Origin of the sequence: Streptomyces argenteolus, assembly GCF_042902585.1 — a bacterium.
GTDB lineage: Bacteria > Actinomycetota > Actinomycetes > Streptomycetales > Streptomycetaceae > Streptomyces > Streptomyces argenteolus.
Genome location: NZ_JBIBEG010000002.1, coordinates 907829 through 930704 on the forward strand (window position 1 = coordinate 907829; position 22876 = coordinate 930704).

The following is a 22876-nucleotide window of genomic DNA, read 5'->3' on the forward strand; positions in this document are numbered from 1 at the left end:
CTAGGCGTCGAGACCGATGGCGAAGGCCGCCTCGAGGTCGTGCTGCGAGTACGTGCGGAAGGCGACATGGGTGTCCGTCGCCTCGACGCCCGGGATCTTGCTGATCCGGCCCGGGATGACATCGGCCAGATCGTCGTGCCTGGCCACCCGGACCATGGCGATCAGGTCGTACGTACCGGTGACCGAGAAGACCTCACTGACGCTGTCCAGCGAGGCGATGGCCTCGGCGATCTCGGGAATCCGGTCCACGCTGGTTTTGATGAGCACGATCGCGGTGATCACGGCTGGCTTTCTCCCTCAGTGGCCGTGGCTGGAGACTTCACTGTAGTACCACCCCGGAAACGCACCCAGGCGTAGAGGAACCCGGCCGCGAAGCCCGCCACGTGCGCGAGGTAGGCCACCCCGGGGCCGCTGCCCGCGCTCCGGGCCGCCAGCCATTGCAGGACGAACCAGAACACCAGCACGATCCAGGCAGGGAAGCGCAGCGGGAGGAAGAACAGGAAGGGGAAGAGGCTCGTGACCCGGGCGCGGGGGAAGAGGTAGAGGAACGCGCCCAGCACCGCCGAGATCGCCCCGGACGCTCCCACCAGGGTCTGGTCGGAGTCCGCGTGCACCACCGCGTAGGCCGCGAGCGCGAAGTAGCCGCACACGACGTAGAAGAAGGTGAACTCGGTCCGGCCCATGCGCTCCTCGGCCATCGCGCCGAACACGTACAGGAACAGCATGTTGCCCAGCAGGTGCAGCCAGCTGCCGTGCACGAAGAGCGCGGTCAGCGGGGTCAGCGCCGCGCGTGCGGAGCCGGCCACGAGCTCACTGGGGATCACGCCCCACCGCTCGAAGTACGCGGCCTGCGCGGCCAGCAGGCTGTCGGCACCGCCGTAGGCGGGGTTGAAGCCGGAGAGCGGGCTGATCAGGAACACCGCGCAGCACAGCGCGATGAGCCCGTACGTGACGGGGGCGCCGCCCGCGGAGGCCGCGGTCCCGAGCTCCCTGGCCCGCTCCCGCCAGTCGACTTTCCGCCAATCGGTCACGTACAGAGCATGACGTACCAGGAGAGAACGGGACAGACCGCCTCGCCGTGCCGATAGGTATGCGCAAGGCCGTAGGGTTACCGGAGGACATCCGCAGTTCGACGGCGCACCGCGAGATCGAAGACCCGGCCACGCACACGACTCGACGAACGACGAAAGAGGACGCAACGATGACGACGGTTCCCCAGCCGACGGACGGGACCCGCTGGCGCTGCACGCTCTGCGGCAACCTCACCCGTTTCGACGTGACGCGTTCCTCGAAGGTCGTGGAGTACGTCCATCTCGACCTGGCCGGGGAGTCGAGTGTCGAGGAGCGCGAGGTGGTCAGTGAGACCATCGAGTCGGTGCGCTGCCGTTGGTGCAACGCGGTGGACCAGATCGAGCTGGTCGCCAGGCCAGGCGCCGACTCCTGACGGAGTCGCGCGGACAGACATGTTGGGGTGATGGATGGTGGAGCAGCCGACAGGCGGCACCGGTCCGGCCGACGCGGCCGACGGCGCCGCGGAGTCGCTCGACCGTCCCCTGCCGGAGGGTGTGCGCCGCAAGGTGGTGGCGCTGGTCTCGGACGCCTTCGGCGGTCTGACCGTCGGCGAACTCCCCTCCCAGCTCCGTCAGTACGCCCGTTTCACCCCGAGCCGGCGGGCCAAGTTCGCGGGTAACGCGATGGCGGCGGCGCTGGAGAGCGACCCGGCGTTCCGCCGGCGCATCGCCGAACGGGTCACCCAGACCCAGCCGGAGCTGGCCGGCGCGCTGGGGGCGGGAGCGCCGCCCGCAGCCGCCGACCCCGTCGACGTGGCCGCCGCTGCCTACGTGCTGCGTCCGGCGGGCTGGGTCAAGCTGGTCGCCGCGGCCGGCGAGGAGGTCCAGCGGGCGCACGCCGAGCGCGCGGACGAGGAGACCCGGCGCGAGCTGGAGCGGCTGCGTGAGGAGCTCGACCACGCCCGCGGCCAGACCAGGGCCGACACCGAGCGGCTGCGGTCGGAGCTGGAGGCGTCCCGCAAGGAGACGGACTCCCTGCACCGCAAGCTGCGCAGCGCCCTCAGTGAGGTCAAGCGCGGCGAGGCCGCCCTGCGCAAGGCGGCCGCGGAGGCCGACGGCGTGCGGGCCGAGGCCGCGGCCCAGGTCTCCGCGGCCGAGAGCGAGACCCGCCGGCTCAAGGCGCGGCTCGCCGAGGCGGAGGCCTCCGTCGAGGCCGGGCGCCGCGCGGCCAGGGAGGGGCGCTCCGTCGAGGACATGCGGCTGAGACTGCTCCTGGACACCGTGCTCGACGCGGCTCAGGGGCTCCGTCGTGAACTCGCCCTGCCTCCCTCCTCGACCCGCCCCGCGGACAGCGTCGACGCGGTCGAGCCGGGCCGGATGTCGCCCAAGGACATTGCCGCCAGGGCGCTTTCGGAGACCGATCCGGCGCTGCTCGACCAGCTGCTCGCCCTGCCGCAGGCGCATCTCATCGTGGACGGCTACAACGTCACCAAGACCGGCTATCCGCAGATGCCCCTGGAGAAGCAGCGGTTGCGCCTGCTGGGCGGGCTCTCGGTCCTCGCGGCGCAGACCGGCGCCGAGATGACCTGCGTCTTCGACGGGGCCGAGCTGGCCGCGCCGGTCCTGCTCGCGCCGCCGCGCGGGGTGCGCGTGCTCTTCAGCAAGGCCGGCGTCACCGCCGACGAGCTGATCCGGCAGCTGGCCCGCGCCGAACCGCCTGGCAGGCCCGTCGTCGTGGTCTCCACGGACCGCGAAGTCGCCGACGGAGTCGCGAAGGCGGGCGCGAGACCCGTCGCGTCCGTCTTGCTCCTGAAGCGCCTTTCACGCGTCTGAGGCGTCTTGTGTGGCATGAGTGACTTGTCGGAATTCATGGAACGTACCGTCAACTTGCCGCTACACCCAGTGTGATGAAAGTAAAGAAGTGCCTGGTGTGGCGAGATTTTGCCCGTGAGGATTTGAACTGATCACAAGATGGTCACTAGGGTCAGGCCTCGAACCTTCGCACGGTTGATCGCCCACCCGGGGTGACGGCGAAGGAACCGCCGAGTCCGTGACGTGCACGGAGCCGGGGATCCCTCCGTGTCCCCCCACAACCCGGTAGGCGGCTCGAGGAAGAAGGAGCTCGCCTTCGTGGCGTCCCACCGTCGTCCCAAGCAGCCGAGCCGCACCCGCGTGACCGTGCTCACCGCGACCGCCGCCGCGGCAGTGGCCCTGACGTCCCAGGCCGCGCACGCCGACCCCAAGCCGACCAAGAGCGAGGTCAAGGCGAAGGTCGACAAGCTCTACCACGAGGCCGAGGCCGCCACCGAGAAGGCGAACGGGGCGAAGGAACAGCAGGACAAGCTCAAGAAGCAGGCCGACGCCCTCCAGGACAAGGTCGCCCGCGGTCAGGACGAGCTCAACACCCTGCGCGGCGAACTCGGTTCGCTCGCCACCGCGCAGTACCGCTCCGGTGGCCTCGACCCGTCCGTCCAGCTGCTGCTCTCCTCGGACCCGGACAGCTTCCTCGACCAGGCCTCCGCGCTCGACCAGCTGACGGCCAAGCAGGCCGAGTCGCTCCAGAAGATCCAGGCGAAGCAGCGGACCCTCGCGCAGCAGCGCAAGGAGGCGCAGGCCAAGCTCGCCGACCTCGCCGACGTCCGCAAGACTCTGAACGAGAACAAGAAGAAGTACCAGGGCAAGCTGGCCGACGCCCAGAAGCTGCTGAACACCCTCACCGCCGCCGAGCGGGCCAAGATGGCCGAGGAGGAGCAGCGCGCCAGCCGCGCCGCCGGTGAGCGGGTGCAGCTCGGCAACGAGGTCCCCGCTTCCGCCCGTGGCGCCGCGGCCCTCCAGGCCGCCTCCACGCAGCAGGGCAAGCCGTACGTCTCCGGCGGTACCGGCCCCAACTCCTTCGACTGCTCGGGCCTGACCCAGTGGGCCTACGCCCAGGCCGGTGTCCAGATCACCCGCACCACCTACACCCAGATCAACGACGGTGTCCGGATCGGCCGCAGCGCCCTCAAGCCGGGCGACCTGGTCTTCTTCAACAACACCTCGCACGTGGGCCTGTACGCGGGCAACAACCAGATCCTGCACGCCCCGAAGCCCGGCACCGTGGTCCGCTACGAGTCGATGGACTACATGGGCACCTTCCAGTTCGGCGTACGCGTCTGACGCCCGAACGGGCGAATCGCAGCACCCCGCGCTGACGCCCCGCCCCGCCGGAGACCCAGGTCACCGGCGGGGCGCCGCCGTATCGTGCCCCGTTCCCCTCCCGGCGTGGCCTTTGGCCGCTCCGTGTCCGCCCGGTTACTGTCTGCGCTGCCGTGCAGCTCCCGGTCGTCGGTCCGCCCTCCCGGGCGGCAGGGGCTGCGCACGTCTGCGTACAGCGGAAGGGAGTGCGGCTCCTGTGGTCTCTCATCGCCGCCCCACCCGGCCCGGCCTCAACCGTGGTGTCCGGGTGACCGTCCTGTCGGCCGCCGCGGCCACCGCGGCCGCCACCCTCAATGCCGCGCCGGCGAGTGCCGGTCCCGGGGACACCCCCGAGACGGCCAGGGCCGCGGTCGACCGGCTGTACGGGGAGGCCGAGCGGGCCACCGAGCGGTACAACGCGGCCCGGGAGAACATGGACCGGATGCGCGGCAAGGTCGCCAGGGCCCAGGACTCGGCGGCCCGCACCCAGCAGGACATCAACGAGACGCGCGCCCTGCTCGGTTCGATGGCCGGGGCGCAGTACCGCTCGGGTGGCATCGACCCCTCGGTGGCGCTGCTGCTCTCCTCGGACCCGGACACCTATCTGGACCGGGCGGCGGCCCTGGACCGGGCCGGTGAGCGACGGGCGCTGACGCTGCACAAGCTCCGCACGGCCCAGCGCAAGATCGCCCAGAGCCGTGCGGAGGCCGCGGGCGCCCTCGCCGCCCTGGAGCGCGACCGGGCGGCCGTGGCACGCCACAAGCGCACCGTCGAGGGCAAGCTCGCCGCCGCGCGGCACCTGCTGAGCTCCCTGCCCGCAGCGGACCGCGCCTCCTTCGGCCGTGCCTCGCGCTCCGGCCGCGAGGAGACGCCCCCCGAGGCCGGACCCGGTTCGGCACGCGGCCTGGCGGCCCTCAGGGCGGCCCGGCAGGCGCTGGGCAGGCCGTACGTGTGGGGAGCCGGCGGGCCCGCCGGATTCGACTGTTCGGGACTGATGCAGTGGGCGTACGCCCAGGCCGGGGTCGCCCTGCCCCGGACCTCGCAGGCCCAGCGGTACGCGGGCCGCATGGTGCCGCTCTCGCAGGCACAGCCGGGCGACCTGGTCGCCTACCGCGCGGACGCGAGCCACATCGGGATGTACGCGGGCGGCGGGCAGGTCATCCACGCTCCGTACCCCGGCGCGTCGGTGCGCTACGACCCCGTCGGCATGATGCCCGTCTCCTCGGTCACCCGCGTCTGACCGTACGATCGGCAGGATGGCTGTTCCGGCGCAGGACGCGCGGCGGGGGCGTACCCGCGGACGGCGCACGGCGGGTGCCGTGCTCGCCGCCCTGCTGCTCGCGCCCGCGTGCTCGGCCCCCGGGAACACCGCCACCGGCATCACCGCCCAGGAGGTGGACGCGGCCCTGGACCGCCGGGCCGCCGCGCTCCTGGAGCACGACACCGACGCGTACCTGGCCGCGCTCGACCCGCGCGCCACGGCGTTCCGCGCGGCCCAGCGCACCGAGCTCGGCAACCTCGCGGACGTACCGCTGGAGTCGTGGGCGTACAGGGTCGAGAGAGTCCGCGGCAAGGGGGCGGACCGGGTCACCGCCGAGGTCGAGCTGCGCTACCGGATCAAGGGCTACGACAAGGCCCCCATGTCCTCCGCCCGCACAGTGGAGCTGGTCCGCCGCGGGGACGCCAGGACCTGGTACATCGCCGCCGACCGGGCCGCCGACGACGGACCGGGCCAGCTCTGGCAGCAGGGCGACGTCGACGTCGTACGCGGCACGCACAGCCTGGTCCTGGGCGTCGGCCGCCCCGCAAACGAGCTCCGACGCATCGCCGCCACGGCCGACCGGGCGGTCCCGGCCGTCACCGGTGCCTGGCCGGAGCCCTGGGCGGAGCGCGTGGTGGTGCTCGTACCCGAGACCGTGGACGACATGGCGGGGCTCCTCGGCTCTCCGGCGGCCAGCTACCGGGGCATAGCCGCCGTCACCACCGGCGCGGTCGGCGGCGACGGCCGCGCCCCGGCGGACCGGGTGATCGTGAACCCGCAGGCGTACGGCACGCTCGGCGACTTCGGGCAGCGGGTCGTCCTCACCCACGAGACCACCCATGTGGCGACGCGCGCCCACACCTCGGCCGCCACCCCCGTCTGGCTCTCCGAGGGCTTCGCCGACCGGGCCGCCTACCTCGGGGAGAGCCGCACGGCCCAGGAGATCGCTCCCGAGCTCGCCGAGGCCGTGCGCGGCGGTGACCTGCCGGCGGACCTTCCCACGGACGAGGACTTCGGCTTCGGCGAGGACGCGGAGAAGCTCTCCCGCGCGTACGAGAGCGGCTGGCTCGCCTGCGAGCTGATCGCGCGGGACTGGGGCGAGGAGGCCCTGATCGCCTTCTACAAGGCCGTCGGGAGCCGTTCCGGGCGGGACGGGGCGGTGGAGCACGCCATGCAGTCGGTCCTCGGCACCACACCGCAGGACTTCACGGCGCGCTGGCGGGAGTATCTTCGCGACCGGCTCGGCTGATCCGCCCGGCCGCCGCGCGCCCCTGCCGCGCCCCCGGGACGGTGTCCCGCCACAGCCGTCGCGCGGCGATCAGCGTCGCGGCGACCAGCAGACCGTTGCGTACGGCCATGAGTGCCACGCCCTCCCCGTCACTGGCCACCACGTGCGCGAAGCCCAGCGGGAACTCCAGCAGGGTGACGCCGGTGGCCACCAGGACCAGGCAGGCGGGCAACGCCGTCCGGCTGCCCCGGAACACCAGGCACACCGCGGCGACCCCGAGCGGCCACACCATGTACTGGGGACTGATGACGCGGCTGGTCACCGTGAACAGCAGCACCGCCGTGAACGCGGCGTCCGCCGGCGTGTGCACCGCGAACGTCCTGGCCCGCAGCCGCCACAGCAGCAGCCAGCCGAAGGCGAGCACGCTCAGGGCCAGGGCCAGCGTGCTCACCAGTGCCACGTACGGACCGGCGAACTCCATCGAGCCGTACCGCAGCTCCACCCGGCCCTCCCAGCCGAACTGGCGCGCCCCGTGGAAGACCAGCGCGCCCAGCGACTCGATCTCCAGCCCGCGATCGCGCTGGAAGGTCAGGAACGCGAACGCCCCCGGCAGCGCCGCAGCGGACAACAGGACCAGCACGGCCCCCGTCACCCCCGCCGCCGACCACGACCGCCGTGTCTCCCGCCCCGGGGCCGTCCCCACCAGCAGGAGCACCGGCCACACCTTCATCAGCGTCCCGAAGGCGGCCAGCGCCCCCAGCAGCCTGGGGTGCCGCACGCCCGCCAGCAGCGCCGCCACCGCGACCGCCGTCACCATCAGGTCGTACCGGGCGTAGACCGTCGGCCCCAGCAGCGGCACACCCACCACCCACAGCCACGCGCCCGCGTTCCGCATGCCCGGCCGGCTTCCCGCGTACAGCAGCAGCCCGAGGACCAGCGCGTCACACAGCAGGGCGAGGACGAAGAAGGCGGAGGCGTACTCCAGGAACGGCAGCAGATCGGGCGACAGCACCGCCAGCGCGGCGGCCGGCGGGTACTGCCAGGTGACGTCGTCCAGGGGATACGTCCCGGCGCGGAGCACCTCGTACCAGCCGCGGTAGATCACCGAGACGTCGCTCGTGACGTCGGGACCCGGCACCGTGAACACCTTGAAGACGCAGAGCAGCAGCACCGCCCGCGTCAGGCCCCATACGGCGAGGGGCAGCCCTCGGCCCGCCCGGCCGCCCACACCCGTCCTGACCGTCATGCAGGCCATGATGCAGGCCGACGCTGTGCGGGAGCCGTCAGGCGGGGCCGTCGAGGGGCCCGGTACTGTCGGCGGCGATGGACAAGACCCTGATCGTGACGAACGACTTCCCGCCCCGCCCCGGAGGCATCCAGGCCTTCCTGCACAACATGGCGCTGCGTCTGGACCCCGAGCAGCTCGTCGTGTATGCGTCCACCTGGAAGCGTGGCGCGGAGGGCGCCGAGGCCACCGCCGCCTTCGACGCGGAGCAGCCCTTCACCGTCGTGCGCGACCGTACGACGATGCTCCTGCCCACCCCGAGGGTGACCCGGCAGGCGGTCCGGCTGCTGCGGGAGCACGGCTGCTCCTCCGTGTGGTTCGGCGCCGCCGCCCCGCTCGGGCTGATGGCACCCGCGCTGCGCAGGGCCGGGGCCCGCCGGATCGTGGCCACCACGCACGGCCACGAGGCGGGCTGGGCCCAGCTGCCGGCGTCCCGGCAGCTGCTGCGCCGCATCGGCGAGGGCACCGACACCCTCACCTACCTCGGTGAGTACACCCGGTCCCGGATCGCCGGTGCGCTCACCCCACGGGCCGCGGACCGCATGGTCCAGCTGCCGCCCGGGGTCGACGAGAAGACCTTCCACCCGGCCTCCGGCGGGGACCGCGTCAGGGCCCGGCTCGGTCTCGCTGACCGGCCCGTCATCGTGTGCGTGTCACGGCTCGTGCCGCGCAAGGGCCAGGACACGCTGATCCTCGCCATGCCGGCGATCCTGGCGCGGGTTCCGGACGCGGTGCTGCTCGTCGTCGGCGGCGGACCGTACGCCGGGCAGCTGGAGAAGCTGGCCGTCGACACCGGTGTCGAGGACTCCGTCCACTTCACCGGGCCGGTGCCCTGGGAGGAACTGCCCGCGCACTACGGCGCCGGCGACGTCTTCGCCATGCCCTGCCGCACCCGCCGCGGCGGCCTCGACGTGGAGGGCCTGGGCATCGTCTACCTGGAGGCGTCCGCGACCGGGCTGCCGGTCGTCGCGGGCGACTCGGGCGGCGCCCCCGACGCCGTCCTGGACGGCGAGACCGGCTGGGTGGTCCGGGGCGGCTCCGCCGAGGAGTCGGCCGACCGGATCGTCACCCTGCTCCAGGACCCCGAACTGCGGCGGCGCATGGGGGAGCGGGGCAGGGAGTGGGTCGAGGAGAAGTGGCGCTGGGACCTGCTCGCCGAGAAGCTCAGAGCGCTGCTCTGAACGCGCGGGACGAACCGTCGACGCCGCTGCGGCCCCCGCGGGCTGCTCCGTGCGCGGGGGAGGAACCGGGAGCCGGCGCCCCGTGCGCGGGGGAGGCGCCTCGACATCCGTCCGTATGCGCGGGAGCGCCACCCCGCACACCCGGGTGAAGCCGTACGCCGCCCAGGAGCCCGGGACGACGAGGAGGGGCCCGTACCTGGTCAGGTACGGGCCCCTCCTCGTCGGACGTGTCCGGCTCAGCCGCGGTAGATCGACTCGACCTCGTCCGCGAAGTCCTTCGCCACGACGTTGCGCTTGAGCTTCAGCGAGGGGGTGATGTGGCCCGCCTCCTCGGTGAACTGCGAGGCCAGGATGCGGAACTTGCGCACCGACTCCGCCTTGGAGACCGCGGCGTTGCCGTCGTCCACAGCCCGCTGGACCTCCGCCAGCAGGTCGGGGTCCTCGCGGAGCGACACCGCGGTCGACCCGGCCGGCTTGCCGTTCTCCTCGGCCCAGCGGGAGAGGAACTCCTCGTCCAGGGTGAGCAGCGCGCCGACGAACGGCCTTCCGTCCCCGACCACCATGCACTCGGCGACCAGGGCGTGGGCCCGGATACGGTCCTCGATCACCGCGGGGGCGACGTTCTTGCCGCCCGCCGTGACGATGATCTCCTTCTTGCGGCCCGTGATCGCGAGGTAGCCGTCCTCGTCGAGCGTGCCGATGTCACCCGTGTGGAACCAGCCGTCGGCCAGCGCCTCGGCCGTCGCCGTCTCGTTCTGCCAGTAACCGGTGAACAGGTGCTCGCCGTGCAGCAGCACCTCGCCGTCGTCCGCGATCCGTACGACCGACCCGGGCAGCGGCTGGCCGACCGTGCCGATCTTCTGCCGGTCCCACGGGTTGAAGGCCGTGGCGGCGCAGCTCTCCGTCAGGCCGTAGCCCTCCAGCACGGTGAAGCCGATGCCGCGGAAGAAGTGGCCGAGCCGCTCGCCGAGCGGGGCTCCGCCGGAGATGGCGTACTCGCCGCGACCGCCGAGCACGGCACGCAGCTTGCTGAACACCAGCTTGTCGAACACCTTGTGCTTGATCTTCAGACCCACCGAGGGGCCCTGGGGCGTGCCCAGCGCGCGGCTGTACGCGATCGCCGTGTCGGCCGCGCGGTCGAAGATCTTGCCCTTGCCGTCGGCCTGGGCCTTGGCCCGCGCCGAGTTGTAGACCTTCTCGAACACCCGGGGGACGCCGAGGATCAGCGTCGGCCGGAAGGAGGCCAGCTCATCGGTGAGGTTCTTGATGTCCGGCACACAGCCGAGCTTGATCGGCGCCATCACCGAGGCGATCTCGACCAGCCGGCCGAAGACGTGAGCGGTGGGGAGGAAGAGGAGGACGGAACACTCACCGGTACGGAAGAGGGGCTTCAGCCGCTCCACGATGTTGCCGCACTCCGCGAAGAAGCTGCGGTGCGTCAGCACACAGCCCTTGGGGCGGCCGGTCGTGCCCGAGGTGTAGACGATGGTCGCCGGGTCGTCCGCCTTGGCGCTGACCATGCGCATGTCCAGCGTCTCGTCGGAGACGCCGGCGCCGGCCGCCACGAGCTCGCCGACCGCACCCCGGTCGATCTCCCAGACGTGCCGGAGGCCGGGGAGCCGGTCCCGCACGGCGGTGACGGACTGCGCGTGGGTGCCGCTCTCCACGACGACCGCGACCGCGCCCGAGTCACCGAGTATCCACTGGACCTGCTCGGCGGAGCTGGTCTCGTAGACCGGCACGGTGACCGCGCCCGCGCTCCAGATGGCGAAGTCCAGCAGGACCCACTCGTAGCGGGTGCGGGACATCAGTGCCACCCGGTCGCCGGGCTGGATGCCCGAGGCGATGAGCCCTCTGGCGGTGTCTCTGACCTCAGCGAGGAACTGGGTGGCCGTGACGTCGGTCCAGACGCCGGCCACCTTCCGGCTCATCACCGCGACGTCGGGATGCTGAGCGGCGTTGCGGCGGATGAGATCCGTCAGGTTGCCGTCCGTAGGGACCTCGTACAGGGCCGGAAGGCTGAACTCGCGCAAGACTGCTGCTCCTCATCGGGCTCCGGTTCCACGGCTCTGTGCGACGTACCGGATCGGTCCAAGACTGGCAGATGCTCAGCGGGGTGAGCACGACTGGACTGGCCGGACGTTACCCACCGGTACCGGTTCCGGAAAGGGGGTTCCGGCCAGATGTCTTATGCATCACACATATCGGGGGTTCTTCGGCGCACATTAGTCCACCCGTGTCCCGATCAGGAAGTAATCGCAGGTCCGGCGGCCTCTACCCAGAGCCCCGCACGGAGACCTAGGGTGATCCGCATGCGAGCCGGCGCACCGCGCAATCCACACACAATCACCACTCGACGGACACGCGTGCACGTGGTCAGCGACGTGCACGGCAACACCGAGGCGCTGGCGCGCGCCGGGGACGGCGCCGACGCGCTGATCTGTCTCGGCGACCTGGTCCTCTTCCTCGACTACGCCGACCATTCGCGCGGGATCTTCCCCGACCTCTTCGGCAAGGAGAACGCCGACCGCATCGTCGAGCTGCGCACCGCGCGGCGCTTCGAGGAGGCGCGCGCGTTCGGCCGCGAGCTCTGGGCGGGCCGGGACCGTAATGCCGCGATCCTGTCAGCCGTACGCAAGCAGTACGCCGAGATGTTCGCCGTGATGCCCACCCCCACCTACGCCACCTACGGCAACGTCGACGTGCCCACGCTCTGGCCCGAGTACGCCCATGCCGGTACCACCGTGCTGGACGGCGAGCGGGCCGAGATCGGCGGCAGGGTCTTCGGCTTCGTCGGCGGAGGCCTCAGGACCCCGATGAACACCCCGTACGAGATCAGTGACGAGGAGTACGCGGCCAAGGTCGAGGCGCTCGGCCCGGTCGACGTCCTGTGCTCGCACATCCCGCCGGAGATCCCGGAGCTGACGTACGACACCGTGGCCCGGCGCTTCGAGAGAGGCAGCCGCGCCCTTCTGGAAGCCATCCGCCGCACCCGTCCCCGCTACGCGCTTTTCGGCCATGTCCATCAGCCCCTGGTGCGCAGGATGCGCGTCGGTGTCACGGAGTGCGTGAACGTCGGCCACTTCGCCTCGACCGGACGCCCCTGGGCCCTGGAGTGGTGAGCGACACGGCCGCCCGGCCCGGGCCGGGGCGCGGACGGAGGCGCCGCGCACACGCGATAGCCTGCACACGGCAGGCCTCTGCCGAACGCGACCGGTACACCGCACTGGAGGGCCACGGCGATGGCTGAACACACCAGCTCGAGCATCACGATCGAGGCGGCACCGGCCGACGTCATGGGAGTGATCGCCGACTTCGCCCGCTACCCGGAGTGGACCGGCGAGGTGAAGGAGGCCGAGATCCTGGCCACCGACGACCAGGGCCGCGCCGAGCAGGTGCGGCTCGTCCTGGACGCCGGAGCGATCAAGGACGACCACGTCCTCGCCTACACCTGGAACAGCCCGTACGAAGTCGGCTGGACCCTCGTCAAGTCGCAGATGCTGCGCGCCCTCGACGGCAGTTACGCGCTGGCGCCGCTGGGCGAGGGTGACCGCACCGAGGTCACCTACCGCCTCGCCGTGGACGTCAAGATCCCGCTGCTCGGCATGATCAAGCGCAAGGCGGAGAAGGTCATCATCGACCGGGCCCTCGCCGGGCTGAAGAAGCGCGTCGAGTCCGTCCCGAAGGCCTGACCACGTGCGTACGGTCCTCGTCACCGGCCCCGGCGGCGCGGGCCGTACCACCGTGGCGGCGGCCACCGCGCTCGCCTCGGCCCGCAGCGGCCGGCGCACGCTCCTCGTCTCCTCCGACGCGGTACCCGCCTTCGCGGACGGACCCGGGCCCGTCGAGGTGGCGGAGCGGCTCTTCCACGTCCGCGTCGACTCCGGCGCGCACTTCCGTGGCGAACTCCTCGAGCTGCAGGAACGCGCATCCGGCGTGCTCGACCTGCTCGGAGCCAACCGGCTCGACGGGGAGGAGCTCACTGAACTGCCCGGCGCGCCGCAGCTCGCGCTCCTGCACACCCTGCGCCGGGTGGCCGAGGGCGACTGGGCGCAGGAGGGCTACGAGACCCTCGTCGTCGACCTGCCCCCGCTGACCGAGGCGCTCGCCCTGCTCGCGCTGCCCGGCCAGCTGCGGCGCTATCTGCGGCGCCTCCTGCCCAGGGAACGCCAGGCCGCCAGGGCCCTGCGCCCGGTGCTCGCCCAGCTCGCCGGCGTCCCCATGCCGGCCCAGTGGCTGTACGAGGCCGCCGCCCGCAAGGACGCGGAACTGGCCGCCGTCGAGGCCCTGATCGGCGACGGCGCGACCACCGTGCGGCTGGCCGCCGAACCCGGGCGGGCCGCCGGCGACGCGCTGAGCGCCGCCCGTACCGGACTCGCCCTGCACGGACTGAGCGTCGACGCCGTCGTGGCCACCCGGGTCCTGCCCCGGCACTCCGCCGACCCGTGGTTCGCCGACCTCTCCGCCCGCCAGGACAAGTGCCTGGACCACTGGCGCCAGGAGTGGGCGCCCGCGACGCCCGTACACGAGAGCGCCCACCTCGGCCGGGAGCCGCGCACCGTCGAGGACCTGGCCGTACTGGCGGAGCACTGCGCACCCGGCGACCGTGCGGCGGGACACGCCGGCAGCCCCTGGTGGACCGAGGACGACGGGGACGGCGTCATCGCCTGGTGCCTGCCGCTCCCCGGGGCGGTCAAGGAAGACCTCAAGCTGGTCCGCCGAGGTGACGAACTGCTGCTCACGGCGGGTCCGTTCCACCGGATCGTGCGCCTGGAGTCCGCCCTGCGCCGCTGCACCGTGGCCGGCGCGGCGCTCACCGACGGCGTCCTGCGTGTCCGGTTCAGGCCTGACCCCGCGCTCTGGCCCCGGACACAATGAACGCGGTACCACCGTTCGGGTAACGTCGGTGGTACGTGGCCCGTACGGTCACGCAGGCAACCGCGTCGCAGGAGTCCGCCATGAGTGAAGCCACCGATCGTCCCGTCGACGACGACGCGTGGGCGGAGGCCTGCGCCGAGGACCTCGCAGCGGAGAAGGCCCGCCGTCGGGCCCACCACGGACAGCAGCCCGGTTCCGCCGCCGAAGAGCTGCGCAAGCTGATCGACGCGGTCGCCGACAAGGTCTCCTCGCTCCAGTCGCCGCTGCTCGGCATGGCCGCCCAGGGCACGGTCCAGCAGATGATCCGGCAGGCCAAGTCGGCGGTCGAACCCGTCATCGAGCGCAATCCGGATCTCTTCGACCATCTCGCCGCCGCGGGGAACGAACTGCTGGCCGCCTACCGCTCCGCGGTCGAGGGCCAGGAGGGCCGCTGGACCAAGGGCACCGAAGGCGCCGGAGGCACCTCCGGCGGCACCGGAAGCACCCCCGGTCCTGCGAAGAAGGCCGCCGAGGACCCCTCGGACCCGCGTGACGAGGGCACCGGCGGCAGCGAACACATCGACCTGGACTGACCCTGGACAGGAAATACCCGTCCCCGGCTCGGGTACGGTTGGCCGTAGCGGGGCTCGACCGAAACTGAGGGATTCATGGGACTCACCATCGGCGTCGATATCGGCGGCACGAAGATCGCGGCTGGAGTGGTCGACGAAGAGGGCCGGATCCTCTCGACGTTCAAGGTATCGACCCCGCCGACCGCCGAAGGCATCGTGGACGCGATCAGCTCCGCCGTGTCCGGAGCGAGCGAGGGTCACGACGTCGAGGCCGTAGGCATCGGCGCGGCCGGATACGTCGACGACAAGCGCGCCACCGTGCTCTTCGCCCCGAACATCAACTGGCGCCACGAGCCGCTCAAGGACAAGGTCGAACAGCGCGTCGGCCTCCCCGTCGTCGTCGAGAACGACGCCAACGCGGCGGCCTGGGGCGAATACCGCTTCGGAGCCGGCCAGGGGCACGACGACGTCATCTGCATCACGCTCGGCACCGGCCTCGGCGGCGGCATCATCATCGGCAACAAGCTGCGCCGGGGACGCTTCGGAGTGGCGGCGGAATTCGGACACATCCGCGTCGTCCCCGACGGGCTGCTGTGCGGCTGCGGCAGCCAGGGCTGCTGGGAGCAGTACGCCTCCGGGCGTGCGCTCGTGCGGTACGCCAAGCAGCGCGCCAACGCCACCCCGGAGAACGCCACGATCCTGCTGGGTCTCGGCGACGGCTCCGTGGAGGGCATCGAGGGCAAGCACATCAGCGAGGCGGCCCGCCAGGGCTGTCCCGTGGCCGTCGACTCCTTCCGTGAGCTGGCCCGCTGGGCCGGTGCGGGTCTGGCCGACCTCGCCTCGCTCTTCGACCCGTCGGCCTTCATCGTCGGCGGCGGCGTCTCGGACGAGGGTGAACTGGTCCTCGACCCGATCCGCAAGTCCTTCCGGCGCTGGCTGATCGGCGGCGAATGGCGCCCGCACGCGCAGGTCCTCGCGGCCCAACTGGGCGGCAAGGCCGGACTGGTGGGCGCGGCGGACCTGGCTCGCCAGGGCTGACCGCCACCACGGCATGCCCGACGCCCGTCGCGCCCTCCGGGGAGCGGCGGGCGTCCGTCGTATCGTGCGTTCCATGGTCACCACGCCGATGCCGCTGCCCGACTCCCGTACCGAGCCGGACGGTTCGGCCGTCATCCGGGTGCTCAGCTACAACGTCCGCTCGCTGCGGGACGACACCGAGGCCCTGGCCCGTGTCATCCGCGCCTGCGCCCCCGACCTCGTGTGCGTCCAGGAGGCCCCGCGCTTCTTCCGCTGGCGCAAGGCCGCGGCACGGCTGGCTGCCATGACCGACCTGGTGATGCTCAGCGGCGGCGCGACCGCGGCCGGGCCGATGCTGCTCTGCTCCCTGCGCGCCACGGTGGAACGCACCGAGGACGTCCTGCTGCCCCGCACCCCGGGGCTCCACCGCAGGGGTCTGGCCACGGCGGTCGTACGGTTCGCCGGAGCCAGGCTGGGTGTCGTCAGCTGCCATCTGAGCCTGCAACGCGAGGAACGGGACGCTCAGGCGGGGATGCTGCTGGACCGGGTCGGCGCGATGGGTGTCCGGCACGCGGTGGTGGCCGGTGATCTCAACGACGTACCCGACGGAGGCGCCTTCCGGCGGCTGTCCGGGCGGCTCCAGGACTGCCGGACCGTGCGGCCGTGGGGCGGCGAGAACACCTTCCCGCCGGGGGCGCCCCGCAAGCGGATCGACGCGGTGTTCGCGACGGACGGCATCGAGGTGCTCGGCTGCGGCGTCCCCGAGGAGCTGCCCGGCGTCACCGGCGAGGATCTGCGGGCCGCCACGGACCACCTGCCCGTCCTGGCCGCCCTCCGGGTGCCGGCCGGGGACTGACCGCCAGGGCCCGCGGCCCCTCGGGGCACCGGAGGCGGGCGGCCGGTCCTTCGTGCCCCGCCGCCGGCCGTCCGGTCTCTCGGATCCCGCTCAGACGACCGCGCCGCGTCCCGGGTCGTCGTCCTCCTCGTCGTCATGGGGCATGCGGGCCACCAGGGTGGCGAAACCACCCAGGAAGCCGCCGATGGAGAGGGTGGTGAGCCACCACGTCATCTCCCACTGCATCAGCACCGCGACCAGCATCAGCACCGGTCCGCCCACGACCGCGAGCCAGGCGAACTTCGCCGTCACGTCGGCCTCGGGGAGCGGCGGCGGCTCCGGCGGGACGAAGTGTCCCTCCTCGCTGTCGTCCGGGTCGTCGGTGTCCGGGTCCTGGGGCTCCGCCAGGCCGTAGTCGCGCGGACCGGCGACCCCGGGGGCGAAGACGACCGAACCGCCGAGCGGCTTCTTCTCCGGCGGAACCGCGGGGGCCTTCCCGCCCGTGCCCTTGTCCGTGTCCTCGCCGGCGCCGGGCTCCCGCGCCGGATCCAGGACGTTCAGCTGGTCGTCCTCGAGCAGGGCCAGGTCCTCGACGGACTTGAACGGCTTGGCTCCCGGCGGGTCCGGCGGTTCCTCGCCGTAACCCGCCACGATCGCCTCCCAGGCCGCGGCCTCGTCGAGCGGCCGTGCCGCCTCCGTGCCCTCGGGGACGGCCGTCCCCTCCGTGGGGCGCGGCTCGCGCTCCTCGTCACTGCCCGCGCGCTCCGCGTCGTGCTCAGCCACCGGACGTGCTCCCCTTCTTGCCGGCATCGGGTGCGAGGCGGCCGATGAACCGGAAGCTCTCGTCGAAGATCCGCTCCGCATCGTGGTCCAACGTCGCGACGTGGTAGCTCTGTTCCAGCAGGATCTCCTCGACGTCCCGGGAGGAGACCCGGCTGAGGATCCGCGCCGAGTCGGCCGGCGGGACGACGTGGTCCTGCGGACTGTGCAGCAGCACGAGCGGCTGGGTCACCTGGGGCAGGTCGGCGTCGACCAGCCGGAAGAAGGCCCGCACGGAGTGGGCGGCGTGCAGCGGCACCCGGTCGTAACCGACCTCCTCGGAGCCCTCCAGCGCGATGTCGCTCGTCAGCCCCTTCGTCGTCCGCACGAGGTGACGGGCGACCGGAAGGGCGTACGCCGAGAGGCCGTGGACCTTGTTCGCCGGGTTCACCAGGACCGGGCCCGCGATCTCGTCACCGTGCTTCGCGGCGAGGCGCAGCGCCAGGGCCCCGCCCATGGAGAGGCCGAAGACGAAGACCTGCGCGCACCGCTCCCGCAGCGCGCGCAGCTCGCGGTCGACCTCGGCGTACCAGTCCTGCCAGCCCGTGACGGCCATGTCCTCCCAGCGTGTGCCGTGCCCGGGCAGCAGGGGGAGGGACACGGTGAGCCCCCGCTCCGCCAGATAGTCGGCCCAGGGGCGCAACGACTGCGGCGAACCCGTGAATCCGTGACAGAGGAGGACGCCGACCTCTCCGCCCTCGTGGCGGAACGGCTCGGCTCCAGGGAGGACCGGCACCGGGGACTCCTGTTCATGAAGCGGGCGGGGGTGCGGGGGGTGTGCGAAAGGATGACTTCACCGTACGCGACCGGACCGACACCGACCAGGGCCGTCACCGCTCCAGCGGGCGCCGCCCGGCGGGGGCGCGTACCGGGCGCCTCCCCGCGGATCCGTGCGGTGGCCCCCGGGGCGGGCGCGGGGCGGCCTCCCTGCCGGGCGGGAGAGGGTGCGGCCCCACAGGTTAAGGTCTGTCGACAGCACACAGGAGGCACCCGAGTTGATCTACGGCGCAATGAAGTTCTCCATCGGCGGGCCTCTGAAGCTCGCCTTCAGGCCGTGGGTGGAGGGCCTGGAGAACATCCCCGCACACGGGCCGGCGATCCTTGCGAGCAACCACCTGTCGTTCTCCGACTCCTTCTTCCTGCCGGCCGTGCTCGACCGGCAGGTGACCTTCATCGCCAAGTCGGAGTACTTCACCTCACCCGGGGTGAAGGGGAAGCTCACAGCCGCCTTCTTCAAGGGCGTGGGGCAGCTCCCGGTGGACCGCTCGGGCGCCCGGGGCGCCGGGGACGCGGCCATCAGGGCCGGGATCCAGGTCATCGAGAGCGGCGGGCTCTTCGGCATCTATCCCGAAGGCACCCGTTCACCGGACGGACGGCTCTACCGGGGCAAGCCCGGCGGCCTCGCCCGGGTGGCCCTCGCCACCGGTGCGCCCGTCATCCCGGTGGCGATGATCGACACGGAGAAGATCCAGCCCCCCGGCCGGCTGGTGCCGAAACTGATGCGGCCGGGCATCAGGATCGGCGAACCGCTCGACTTCAGCCGCTACCACGGCATGGACGGCGACCGGTTCATCCTGCGCTCGGTGACCGACGAGGTCATGTACGAGATCATGAAGCTGTCCGGCCAGGAGTACGTGGACATCTACGCGACCGCCGCCAAGCGGCAGATCGCCGAGGACGCGAAGAACAAGGGAACGGAACGGCCGGGCGCGTGAGCGCCGCCGCCCTCCGGGGCGGGCAGCACGGCAGGGGCGGGAACGGGGGAGGGGACATGGCCGGGCGGGTACGGGTCGTACGGATGTCGGTGGAGCAGCCGCTGTGGCGGGCGCTGACCGCGTACCGGGTGCTGACCCTCGTGTACGCGGTGCTGCTCGCGGGCTTCGGCCGCGAGGACTTCGAGCGGCCCTGGGTGGTGGTCGCCTACCTGGCGTTCCTCGCCCTCTGGACGCTCGTCACGCTGCCCAGGGTGGCCAACGCGGCGAGCTGCACCAAGCGGTTCCTGGGCCTGGACCTCGTCGTCGCCCTCACCGGGATTCTGCTGACCCCCCTGGCGGACGTGGACGCCCAGCACTTCGACGGGCCGACGCTCCCCTCGATCTGGACCGCGGGCTCCGTGCTCGCCTTCGCGCTCAAGGGAGGCTGGCGCTGGGCCGCCTTCGCCTCCACGCTCGTGGCCGTCGCCAACATCATCGAGCGCGGTGAGCCCAGCGAGGACACCTTCCACAACGTCCTGCTCGTCTGGGTCGCCTCCATCGCCATCGGATACGTCGTCGAGGTCGCCCGCGCCAGTGAACGCACCCTGGCGCGCGCCCTCGAGATCGAGGCCACCACCCGTGAACGGGAGCGGCTGGCCCGCGACATCCACGACAGCGTCCTCCAGGTCCTGGCCATGGTCCAGCGACGGGGCACGGCCCTGGGCGGCGAGGCGGCGGAGCTCGGCCGGATGGCGGGGGAGCAGGAGGTCGCCCTGCGCACCCTGGTCTCCAGCGGGCTCGTGCCCGCGACCCGGCTCTCCGAGGACAGCGCCGACGGCGCGGTGGTCCGCGCGGTGGACACCGGGGAGCTGGAACGCGCCGAGGAGGAGGAGCACGCTCCGTGCGATCTGCGCGCCCTGCTGGCCGTGCACGCGGGCTCCCGGGTCGTCTTCGCCGAGCCCGGCGCCCCGGTGCTGCTCCCGGGAGCAGCGGCGCGTGAACTCGCCGCGGCGGTGAGCGCCGCGCTGGACAACGTCCGGGTCCACGCGGGCCCGGACGCGCAGGCCTGGATCCTGGTCGAGGACGAGCCGGACGCGGTGATCGTCACGGTCCGGGACGACGGCCCGGGTATCCCGGAAGGCAGGCTCGACCAGGCGGAGGAGGAGGGCAGACTCGGTGTCGCCCTCTCGATCCGCGGGAGACTGCGCGACCTGGGCGGCACGGCAGAGCTGATCTCGGTCCCCGGCCAGGGCACCGAGGTCGAGTTGAAGGTTCCGAAGGTTTCACGGGGGAAGGCAGGATCGGCCCGATGAGTACACCCGACACGCAGGCATCCGAGGAACGGACCATCAGGGTAATGGTGGTCGACGACCACCCGATGTGGCGCGACGCCGTCGCCCGCGACCTGACCGAGTCCGGTTTCGACGTGGTCGCCACGGCCGGGGACGGCCCCGGCGCGGTCCGCCGCGCCAGGGCGGTGTCCCCGGACGTCCTGGTGCTCGACCTGAATCTGCCGGGGATGCCCGGCGTCCAGGTGTGCAAGGAGCTCGTCGGCTCCAACCCCGGGCTGCGCGTGCTGGTGCTCAGCGCCAGTGGCGAGCACGCGGATGTCCTGGAGGCGGTGAAGTCGGGCGCCACCGGCTATCTGCTCAAGTCCGCCAGTACCCAGGAGCTGACCGACGCGGTGCGCGCCACCGCGGCAGGCGACCCGGTGTTCACACCGGGCCTCGCCGGACTGGTCCTCGGCGAATACCGCCGGCTCGCCTCCGACCCGGCCCCGGCAGCCCCCGACCAGCCGAAGGTCCCGCAGCTCACGGACCGTGAGACGGAGGTCCTGAGACTGGTCGCGAAGGGGCTCTCGTACAAGCAGATCGCCGAGCGCCTGGTCATCTCCCACCGCACGGTGCAGAACCACGTCCAGAACACCCTGGGCAAGCTCCAGCTGCACAACCGGGTGGAGCTGGTGCGCTATGCGATCGAGGCCGGCCTCGACGACGTGTGACGGGCAACGGCCGCACAGCGCGACGGAATCGACCGTCCCGCTCATCCCGGAGCGGCCTGGCCCGCCACGAGCCTGGCCCGCCATAAGCCTGCTCATCCCGGAGCGCTGAGCGGACGTCTTCTCCGGCCGGCGGACCCCTGGGCCCCTGAGCGCCCGCCCAGGGGCCCAGGGCCGGGTCCGGCAGGGCCCGGGCCCTGGGGCGGCCGGGGCTTCGGACCGGGCGGGCCTCCTCGGCCGGGGCTTCGGACCGGGCGGGCCTCCTCGGCCGGGTCTTCTCGGCCGGGCGGCGCGATCGGAACGTGGGCCGTATATTCGCGAGGACCGAGAACCGAGGACCGCCCTCACCCTCCACCCGGGAGACGCCGTGGAAATCCTGGCATTCGGCGTGCAGGCCGACGAGAAGCCACTGATCGAGGAGGCCTTCGCAGGCCTGCACGACGTCCGGTGCCTGGACGTGTTCCTGACCGCCGACACCGCCCCGATCGCGGCCGGCTACGAGATCATCTCCACCAGCGTCAACGCGGACCTCGGCGGTCCCGTCCTGCAGGCCCTCGCGGCAGGCGGTACGCAGATGATCGCCCAGCGTTCCACGGGGTTCAACAACATCGATCTCGACGTCGCCGAACGGCTCGCCCTGCGCGTCGCCCGCGTCTCGTACTACTCCCCCCACTCGGTCGCCGAATTCGCCTGGACCCTGGCCATGGCGGTCAACCGCCGCATCGTCCGCGCGGTGAGCAGGACCCGGGACTTCGACTTCCGGCTCGACGGGCTCCTCGGGCGGGACATGCACGGCCGCACGGCGGGTGTCGTCGGCACCGGGAAGATCGGCGAGGCGTTCACCCGGATCGCCCACGGCTTCGGCATGAATCTCCTCGGCTGGGACGTCGCCGAGAACCCCGCCTGCACCGCCCTCGGCATGACCTACGTGGACAAGGAGCAGCTCTTCGCCGAGGCCGACCTGATCAGCCTCCATGTGCCGTTGCTGCCCGCCACCCAGCACATCATCGGTGAGGAGGCCCTGGCCCTGATGAAGGACGACGCGATCCTGGTCAACTCCAGCCGTGGCGGCCTCATCGACACCCGCGCGCTCGTCACCGAGCTGCGGTCCGGCCGCTTCTCGGGTGTGGGGCTCGACGTGTACGAGGCGGAGGCCGGACTCTTCTACGTCGACAAGTCGCTGGAGGGCATCGACGACGACACCCTGGCCCGGCTCGTCACCTTCCCCAACGTCATCGTGACCTCGCACCAGGCCTACTACACGCGGGACGCCGTGGGGCAGATCATCGAGGCCACCGTGCAGAACGTGACCGACTACCTGGCGGGACGCCGCAGCGACAACTTCCTCGTCCCGGCGTCCCCCACGCGCTGAGGGCTGGACAGCTCTCAGCCGGCCGGGTCGCCCCTGTGGTCCTTCAGGAACGCGCCGGCATAGGCGGCCGCCTCCTCCTTGGTGCCGCAGTGCAGCGCCTCGTCGGCCGTGCCGCTCGTGCCGTCCGCCGCCCGCCCGGTCCACAGCCAGCGGCCCGAGGGCTGCTCCTGGAAGAGCTCGGCCGTTCCCCCGAACAGCTCGACCCTGGCCGGCTCCTCCACCGCAGCCGGTCTGCTGACCGCGTCGGGCCACTTCTTGCGTGCGCCCTGACGCGTTATGCCCCAGGCCGCCCCCAGCTGTTCGTAACTCGCGCCGTAGGAGCCGGCGGTCCGCGCGGCCTGTGCCGTCAGCCGCGCGACCGCCGAGTCCACCACCTTCCAGCTCTCCAGGACGGACAGCGACACCTCGACGGGGTCCGCCGCCCACATACGGTCCTCGGGGAGCCCGCTGCTCCGGGCGCGCAGGGCCGTCGCGAGCGGGTCCAGGGCCTCGCAGAGGGCCTTCTCCAGTGCGGTCAGTTCCGTGTGGGTGACTTCGGTCGATGCCATGCCGACAACTTTAGTTACCGTCAT

Annotated in this window: 23 protein-coding genes; 16 read left to right on the forward strand and 7 right to left on the reverse strand. The window is 72.2% G+C overall.

Going from position 1 to position 22876, the window contains the following annotated elements; translation table 11 throughout:
* Together ACFY8O_RS10655 and ACFY8O_RS10660 are read right to left on the reverse strand one after the other, a co-directional pair.
* The gene (locus ACFY8O_RS10655; RefSeq protein ID WP_145802057.1) at positions 1-282 is read right to left on the reverse strand and encodes an Lrp/AsnC family transcriptional regulator; all 282 of its coding nucleotides are present in this window, start codon (positions 280-282) and stop codon (positions 1-3) included.
* Complete coding sequence (locus ACFY8O_RS10660; RefSeq protein ID WP_387901099.1) at positions 279-1037, reverse strand: rhomboid family intramembrane serine protease; 759 nt, start codon at positions 1035-1037, stop codon at positions 279-281. The genes ACFY8O_RS10655 and ACFY8O_RS10660 overlap by 4 nt, the downstream gene beginning before the upstream one ends.
* Positions 1038-1201: 164 nt before the next feature.
* On the opposite strand from ACFY8O_RS10660, the gene ACFY8O_RS10665 reads away from it, so the two are divergent.
* From ACFY8O_RS10665 to ACFY8O_RS10685, 5 genes are all read left to right on the forward strand, one after another.
* Positions 1202-1444, forward strand: coding sequence for a hypothetical protein (locus ACFY8O_RS10665; protein ID WP_145802061.1), 243 nt, complete (start codon positions 1202-1204; stop codon positions 1442-1444).
* Positions 1445-1481: 37 nt separating this feature from the next.
* A complete protein-coding gene (locus tag ACFY8O_RS10670) occupies positions 1482-2843 on the forward strand; it encodes an NYN domain-containing protein (RefSeq protein WP_387900581.1) in 1362 nt (453 codons plus the stop codon).
* A 297-nt stretch (positions 2844-3140) separates the two neighbouring features.
* Positions 3141-4166 carry a C40 family peptidase gene (locus ACFY8O_RS10675; protein WP_145802065.1) on the forward strand — a complete coding sequence of 342 codons (1026 nt, stop codon included), beginning with the start codon at positions 3141-3143 and terminating at the stop codon, positions 4164-4166.
* A gap of 235 nt (positions 4167-4401) precedes the next feature.
* Entirely contained in the window at positions 4402-5424 is a 1023-nt protein-coding gene (locus ACFY8O_RS10680; RefSeq protein ID WP_387900582.1) for a C40 family peptidase, read from the forward strand.
* Between the two features lie 16 nt (positions 5425-5440).
* Positions 5441-6694 carry a hypothetical protein gene (locus ACFY8O_RS10685; RefSeq protein ID WP_387900584.1) on the forward strand — a complete coding sequence of 418 codons (1254 nt, stop codon included), beginning with the start codon at positions 5441-5443 and terminating at the stop codon, positions 6692-6694.
* On the opposite strand, the gene ACFY8O_RS10690 is transcribed toward ACFY8O_RS10685, so the two are convergent.
* The gene (locus ACFY8O_RS10690; protein WP_145802069.1) at positions 6651-7919 is read right to left on the reverse strand and encodes a glycosyltransferase 87 family protein; all 1269 of its coding nucleotides are present in this window, start codon (positions 7917-7919) and stop codon (positions 6651-6653) included. The two genes, ACFY8O_RS10685 and ACFY8O_RS10690, sit on opposite strands and share 44 nt — an antisense overlap.
* Positions 7920-7996: 77 nt before the next feature.
* Between ACFY8O_RS10690 and ACFY8O_RS10695 the strand changes: the two genes are divergently transcribed.
* Positions 7997-9139, forward strand: a complete 1143-nt coding sequence (locus tag ACFY8O_RS10695; RefSeq protein WP_387900586.1) for a glycosyltransferase family 4 protein — start codon at positions 7997-7999, stop codon at positions 9137-9139.
* A 236-nt stretch (positions 9140-9375) separates the two neighbouring features.
* On the opposite strand, the gene ACFY8O_RS10700 is transcribed toward ACFY8O_RS10695, so the two are convergent.
* Positions 9376-11172 (reverse strand): AMP-dependent synthetase/ligase, encoded by a 1797-nt coding sequence (locus ACFY8O_RS10700; protein WP_145802073.1) that lies wholly within the window; start codon positions 11170-11172, stop codon positions 9376-9378.
* Between the two features lie 279 nt (positions 11173-11451).
* Here ACFY8O_RS10700 and ACFY8O_RS10705 point away from each other — a divergent pair, with 279 nt between their 5' ends.
* The 6 genes from ACFY8O_RS10705 (at position 11452) to ACFY8O_RS10730 (ending at position 16441) form a co-directional block, all read left to right on the forward strand.
* Positions 11452-12261 (forward strand): metallophosphoesterase family protein, encoded by an 810-nt coding sequence (locus tag ACFY8O_RS10705; protein ID WP_145802075.1) that lies wholly within the window; start codon positions 11452-11454, stop codon positions 12259-12261.
* Between the two features lie 120 nt (positions 12262-12381).
* Complete coding sequence (locus ACFY8O_RS10710; protein WP_145802077.1) at positions 12382-12831, forward strand: SRPBCC family protein; 450 nt, start codon at positions 12382-12384, stop codon at positions 12829-12831.
* Between the two features lie 4 nt (positions 12832-12835).
* Complete coding sequence (locus tag ACFY8O_RS10715) at positions 12836-14017, forward strand: ArsA family ATPase (RefSeq protein WP_387900589.1); 1182 nt, start codon at positions 12836-12838, stop codon at positions 14015-14017.
* Between the two features lie 80 nt (positions 14018-14097).
* Positions 14098-14589, forward strand: coding sequence for a DUF5304 domain-containing protein (locus tag ACFY8O_RS10720; protein WP_387900591.1), 492 nt, complete (start codon positions 14098-14100; stop codon positions 14587-14589).
* Positions 14590-14664: 75 nt separating this feature from the next.
* A complete protein-coding gene (locus tag ACFY8O_RS10725) occupies positions 14665-15606 on the forward strand; it encodes an ROK family glucokinase (protein WP_145802082.1) in 942 nt (313 codons plus the stop codon).
* Positions 15607-15679: 73 nt separating this feature from the next.
* The gene (locus ACFY8O_RS10730; RefSeq protein ID WP_145802084.1) at positions 15680-16441 is read left to right on the forward strand and encodes an endonuclease/exonuclease/phosphatase family protein; all 762 of its coding nucleotides are present in this window, start codon (positions 15680-15682) and stop codon (positions 16439-16441) included.
* Positions 16442-16531: 90 nt separating this feature from the next.
* Here ACFY8O_RS10730 and ACFY8O_RS10735 read toward each other — a convergent pair whose 3' ends face one another.
* Positions 16532-17203, reverse strand: a complete 672-nt coding sequence (locus tag ACFY8O_RS10735) for a hypothetical protein (protein ID WP_145802086.1) — start codon at positions 17201-17203, stop codon at positions 16532-16534.
* Entirely contained in the window at positions 17196-17975 is a 780-nt protein-coding gene (locus ACFY8O_RS10740) for an alpha/beta hydrolase (protein WP_387900595.1), read from the reverse strand. Before ACFY8O_RS10740 ends, ACFY8O_RS10735 begins: the two co-directional genes overlap by 8 nt.
* Positions 17976-18234: 259 nt before the next feature.
* Here ACFY8O_RS10740 and ACFY8O_RS10745 point away from each other — a divergent pair, with 259 nt between their 5' ends.
* The 4 genes from ACFY8O_RS10745 (at position 18235) to ACFY8O_RS10760 (ending at position 22304) form a co-directional block, all read left to right on the forward strand.
* A complete protein-coding gene (locus tag ACFY8O_RS10745) occupies positions 18235-18954 on the forward strand; it encodes a lysophospholipid acyltransferase family protein (RefSeq protein ID WP_387900597.1) in 720 nt (239 codons plus the stop codon).
* Positions 18955-19010: 56 nt separating this feature from the next.
* On the forward strand, positions 19011-20246 hold the full coding sequence (gene macS, locus ACFY8O_RS10750) for a MacS family sensor histidine kinase (RefSeq protein ID WP_387900599.1): 1236 nt from the start codon (positions 19011-19013) through the stop codon (positions 20244-20246).
* Positions 20243-20935: a response regulator gene (locus ACFY8O_RS10755; RefSeq protein WP_387900601.1), complete on the forward strand. Its 693-nt coding sequence runs from the start codon at positions 20243-20245 to the stop codon at positions 20933-20935. The genes macS and ACFY8O_RS10755 overlap by 4 nt, the downstream gene beginning before the upstream one ends.
* A gap of 364 nt (positions 20936-21299) precedes the next feature.
* Entirely contained in the window at positions 21300-22304 is a 1005-nt protein-coding gene (locus ACFY8O_RS10760; protein ID WP_145802096.1) for a 2-hydroxyacid dehydrogenase, read from the forward strand.
* Between the two features lie 14 nt (positions 22305-22318).
* Here ACFY8O_RS10760 and ACFY8O_RS10765 read toward each other — a convergent pair whose 3' ends face one another.
* The gene (locus tag ACFY8O_RS10765; RefSeq protein ID WP_387900603.1) at positions 22319-22852 is read right to left on the reverse strand and encodes a hypothetical protein; all 534 of its coding nucleotides are present in this window, start codon (positions 22850-22852) and stop codon (positions 22319-22321) included.
* Between the last annotated feature and the right edge of the window lie 24 nt (positions 22853-22876).

Bases quoted from the DNA above. Each gene is read 5' to 3' on its own strand.
- ACFY8O_RS10665 (WP_145802061.1), top strand. From the start codon at position 1,202: ATGACGACGGTTCCCCAGCCGACGGACGGGACCCGCTGGCGCTGCACG.
- ACFY8O_RS10685 (WP_387900584.1), top strand. From the start codon at position 5,441: ATGGCTGTTCCGGCGCAGGACGCGCGGCGGGGGCGTACCCGCGGACGG.
- ACFY8O_RS10690 (WP_145802069.1), bottom strand. From the start codon at position 7,919: ATGACGGTCAGGACGGGTGTGGGCGGCCGGGCGGGCCGAGGGCTGCCC.
- ACFY8O_RS10695 (WP_387900586.1), top strand. From the start codon at position 7,997: ATGGACAAGACCCTGATCGTGACGAACGACTTCCCGCCCCGCCCCGGA.
- ACFY8O_RS10705 (WP_145802075.1), top strand. From the start codon at position 11,452: ATGCGAGCCGGCGCACCGCGCAATCCACACACAATCACCACTCGACGG.
- ACFY8O_RS10710 (WP_145802077.1), top strand. From the start codon at position 12,382: ATGGCTGAACACACCAGCTCGAGCATCACGATCGAGGCGGCACCGGCC.
- ACFY8O_RS10720 (WP_387900591.1), top strand. From the start codon at position 14,098: ATGAGTGAAGCCACCGATCGTCCCGTCGACGACGACGCGTGGGCGGAG.
- ACFY8O_RS10725 (WP_145802082.1), top strand. From the start codon at position 14,665: ATGGGACTCACCATCGGCGTCGATATCGGCGGCACGAAGATCGCGGCT.
- ACFY8O_RS10730 (WP_145802084.1), top strand. From the start codon at position 15,680: ATGGTCACCACGCCGATGCCGCTGCCCGACTCCCGTACCGAGCCGGAC.
- macS (WP_387900599.1), top strand. From the start codon at position 19,011: ATGGCCGGGCGGGTACGGGTCGTACGGATGTCGGTGGAGCAGCCGCTG.
- ACFY8O_RS10755 (WP_387900601.1), top strand. From the start codon at position 20,243: ATGAGTACACCCGACACGCAGGCATCCGAGGAACGGACCATCAGGGTA.
- ACFY8O_RS10765 (WP_387900603.1), bottom strand. From the start codon at position 22,852: ATGGCATCGACCGAAGTCACCCACACGGAACTGACCGCACTGGAGAAG.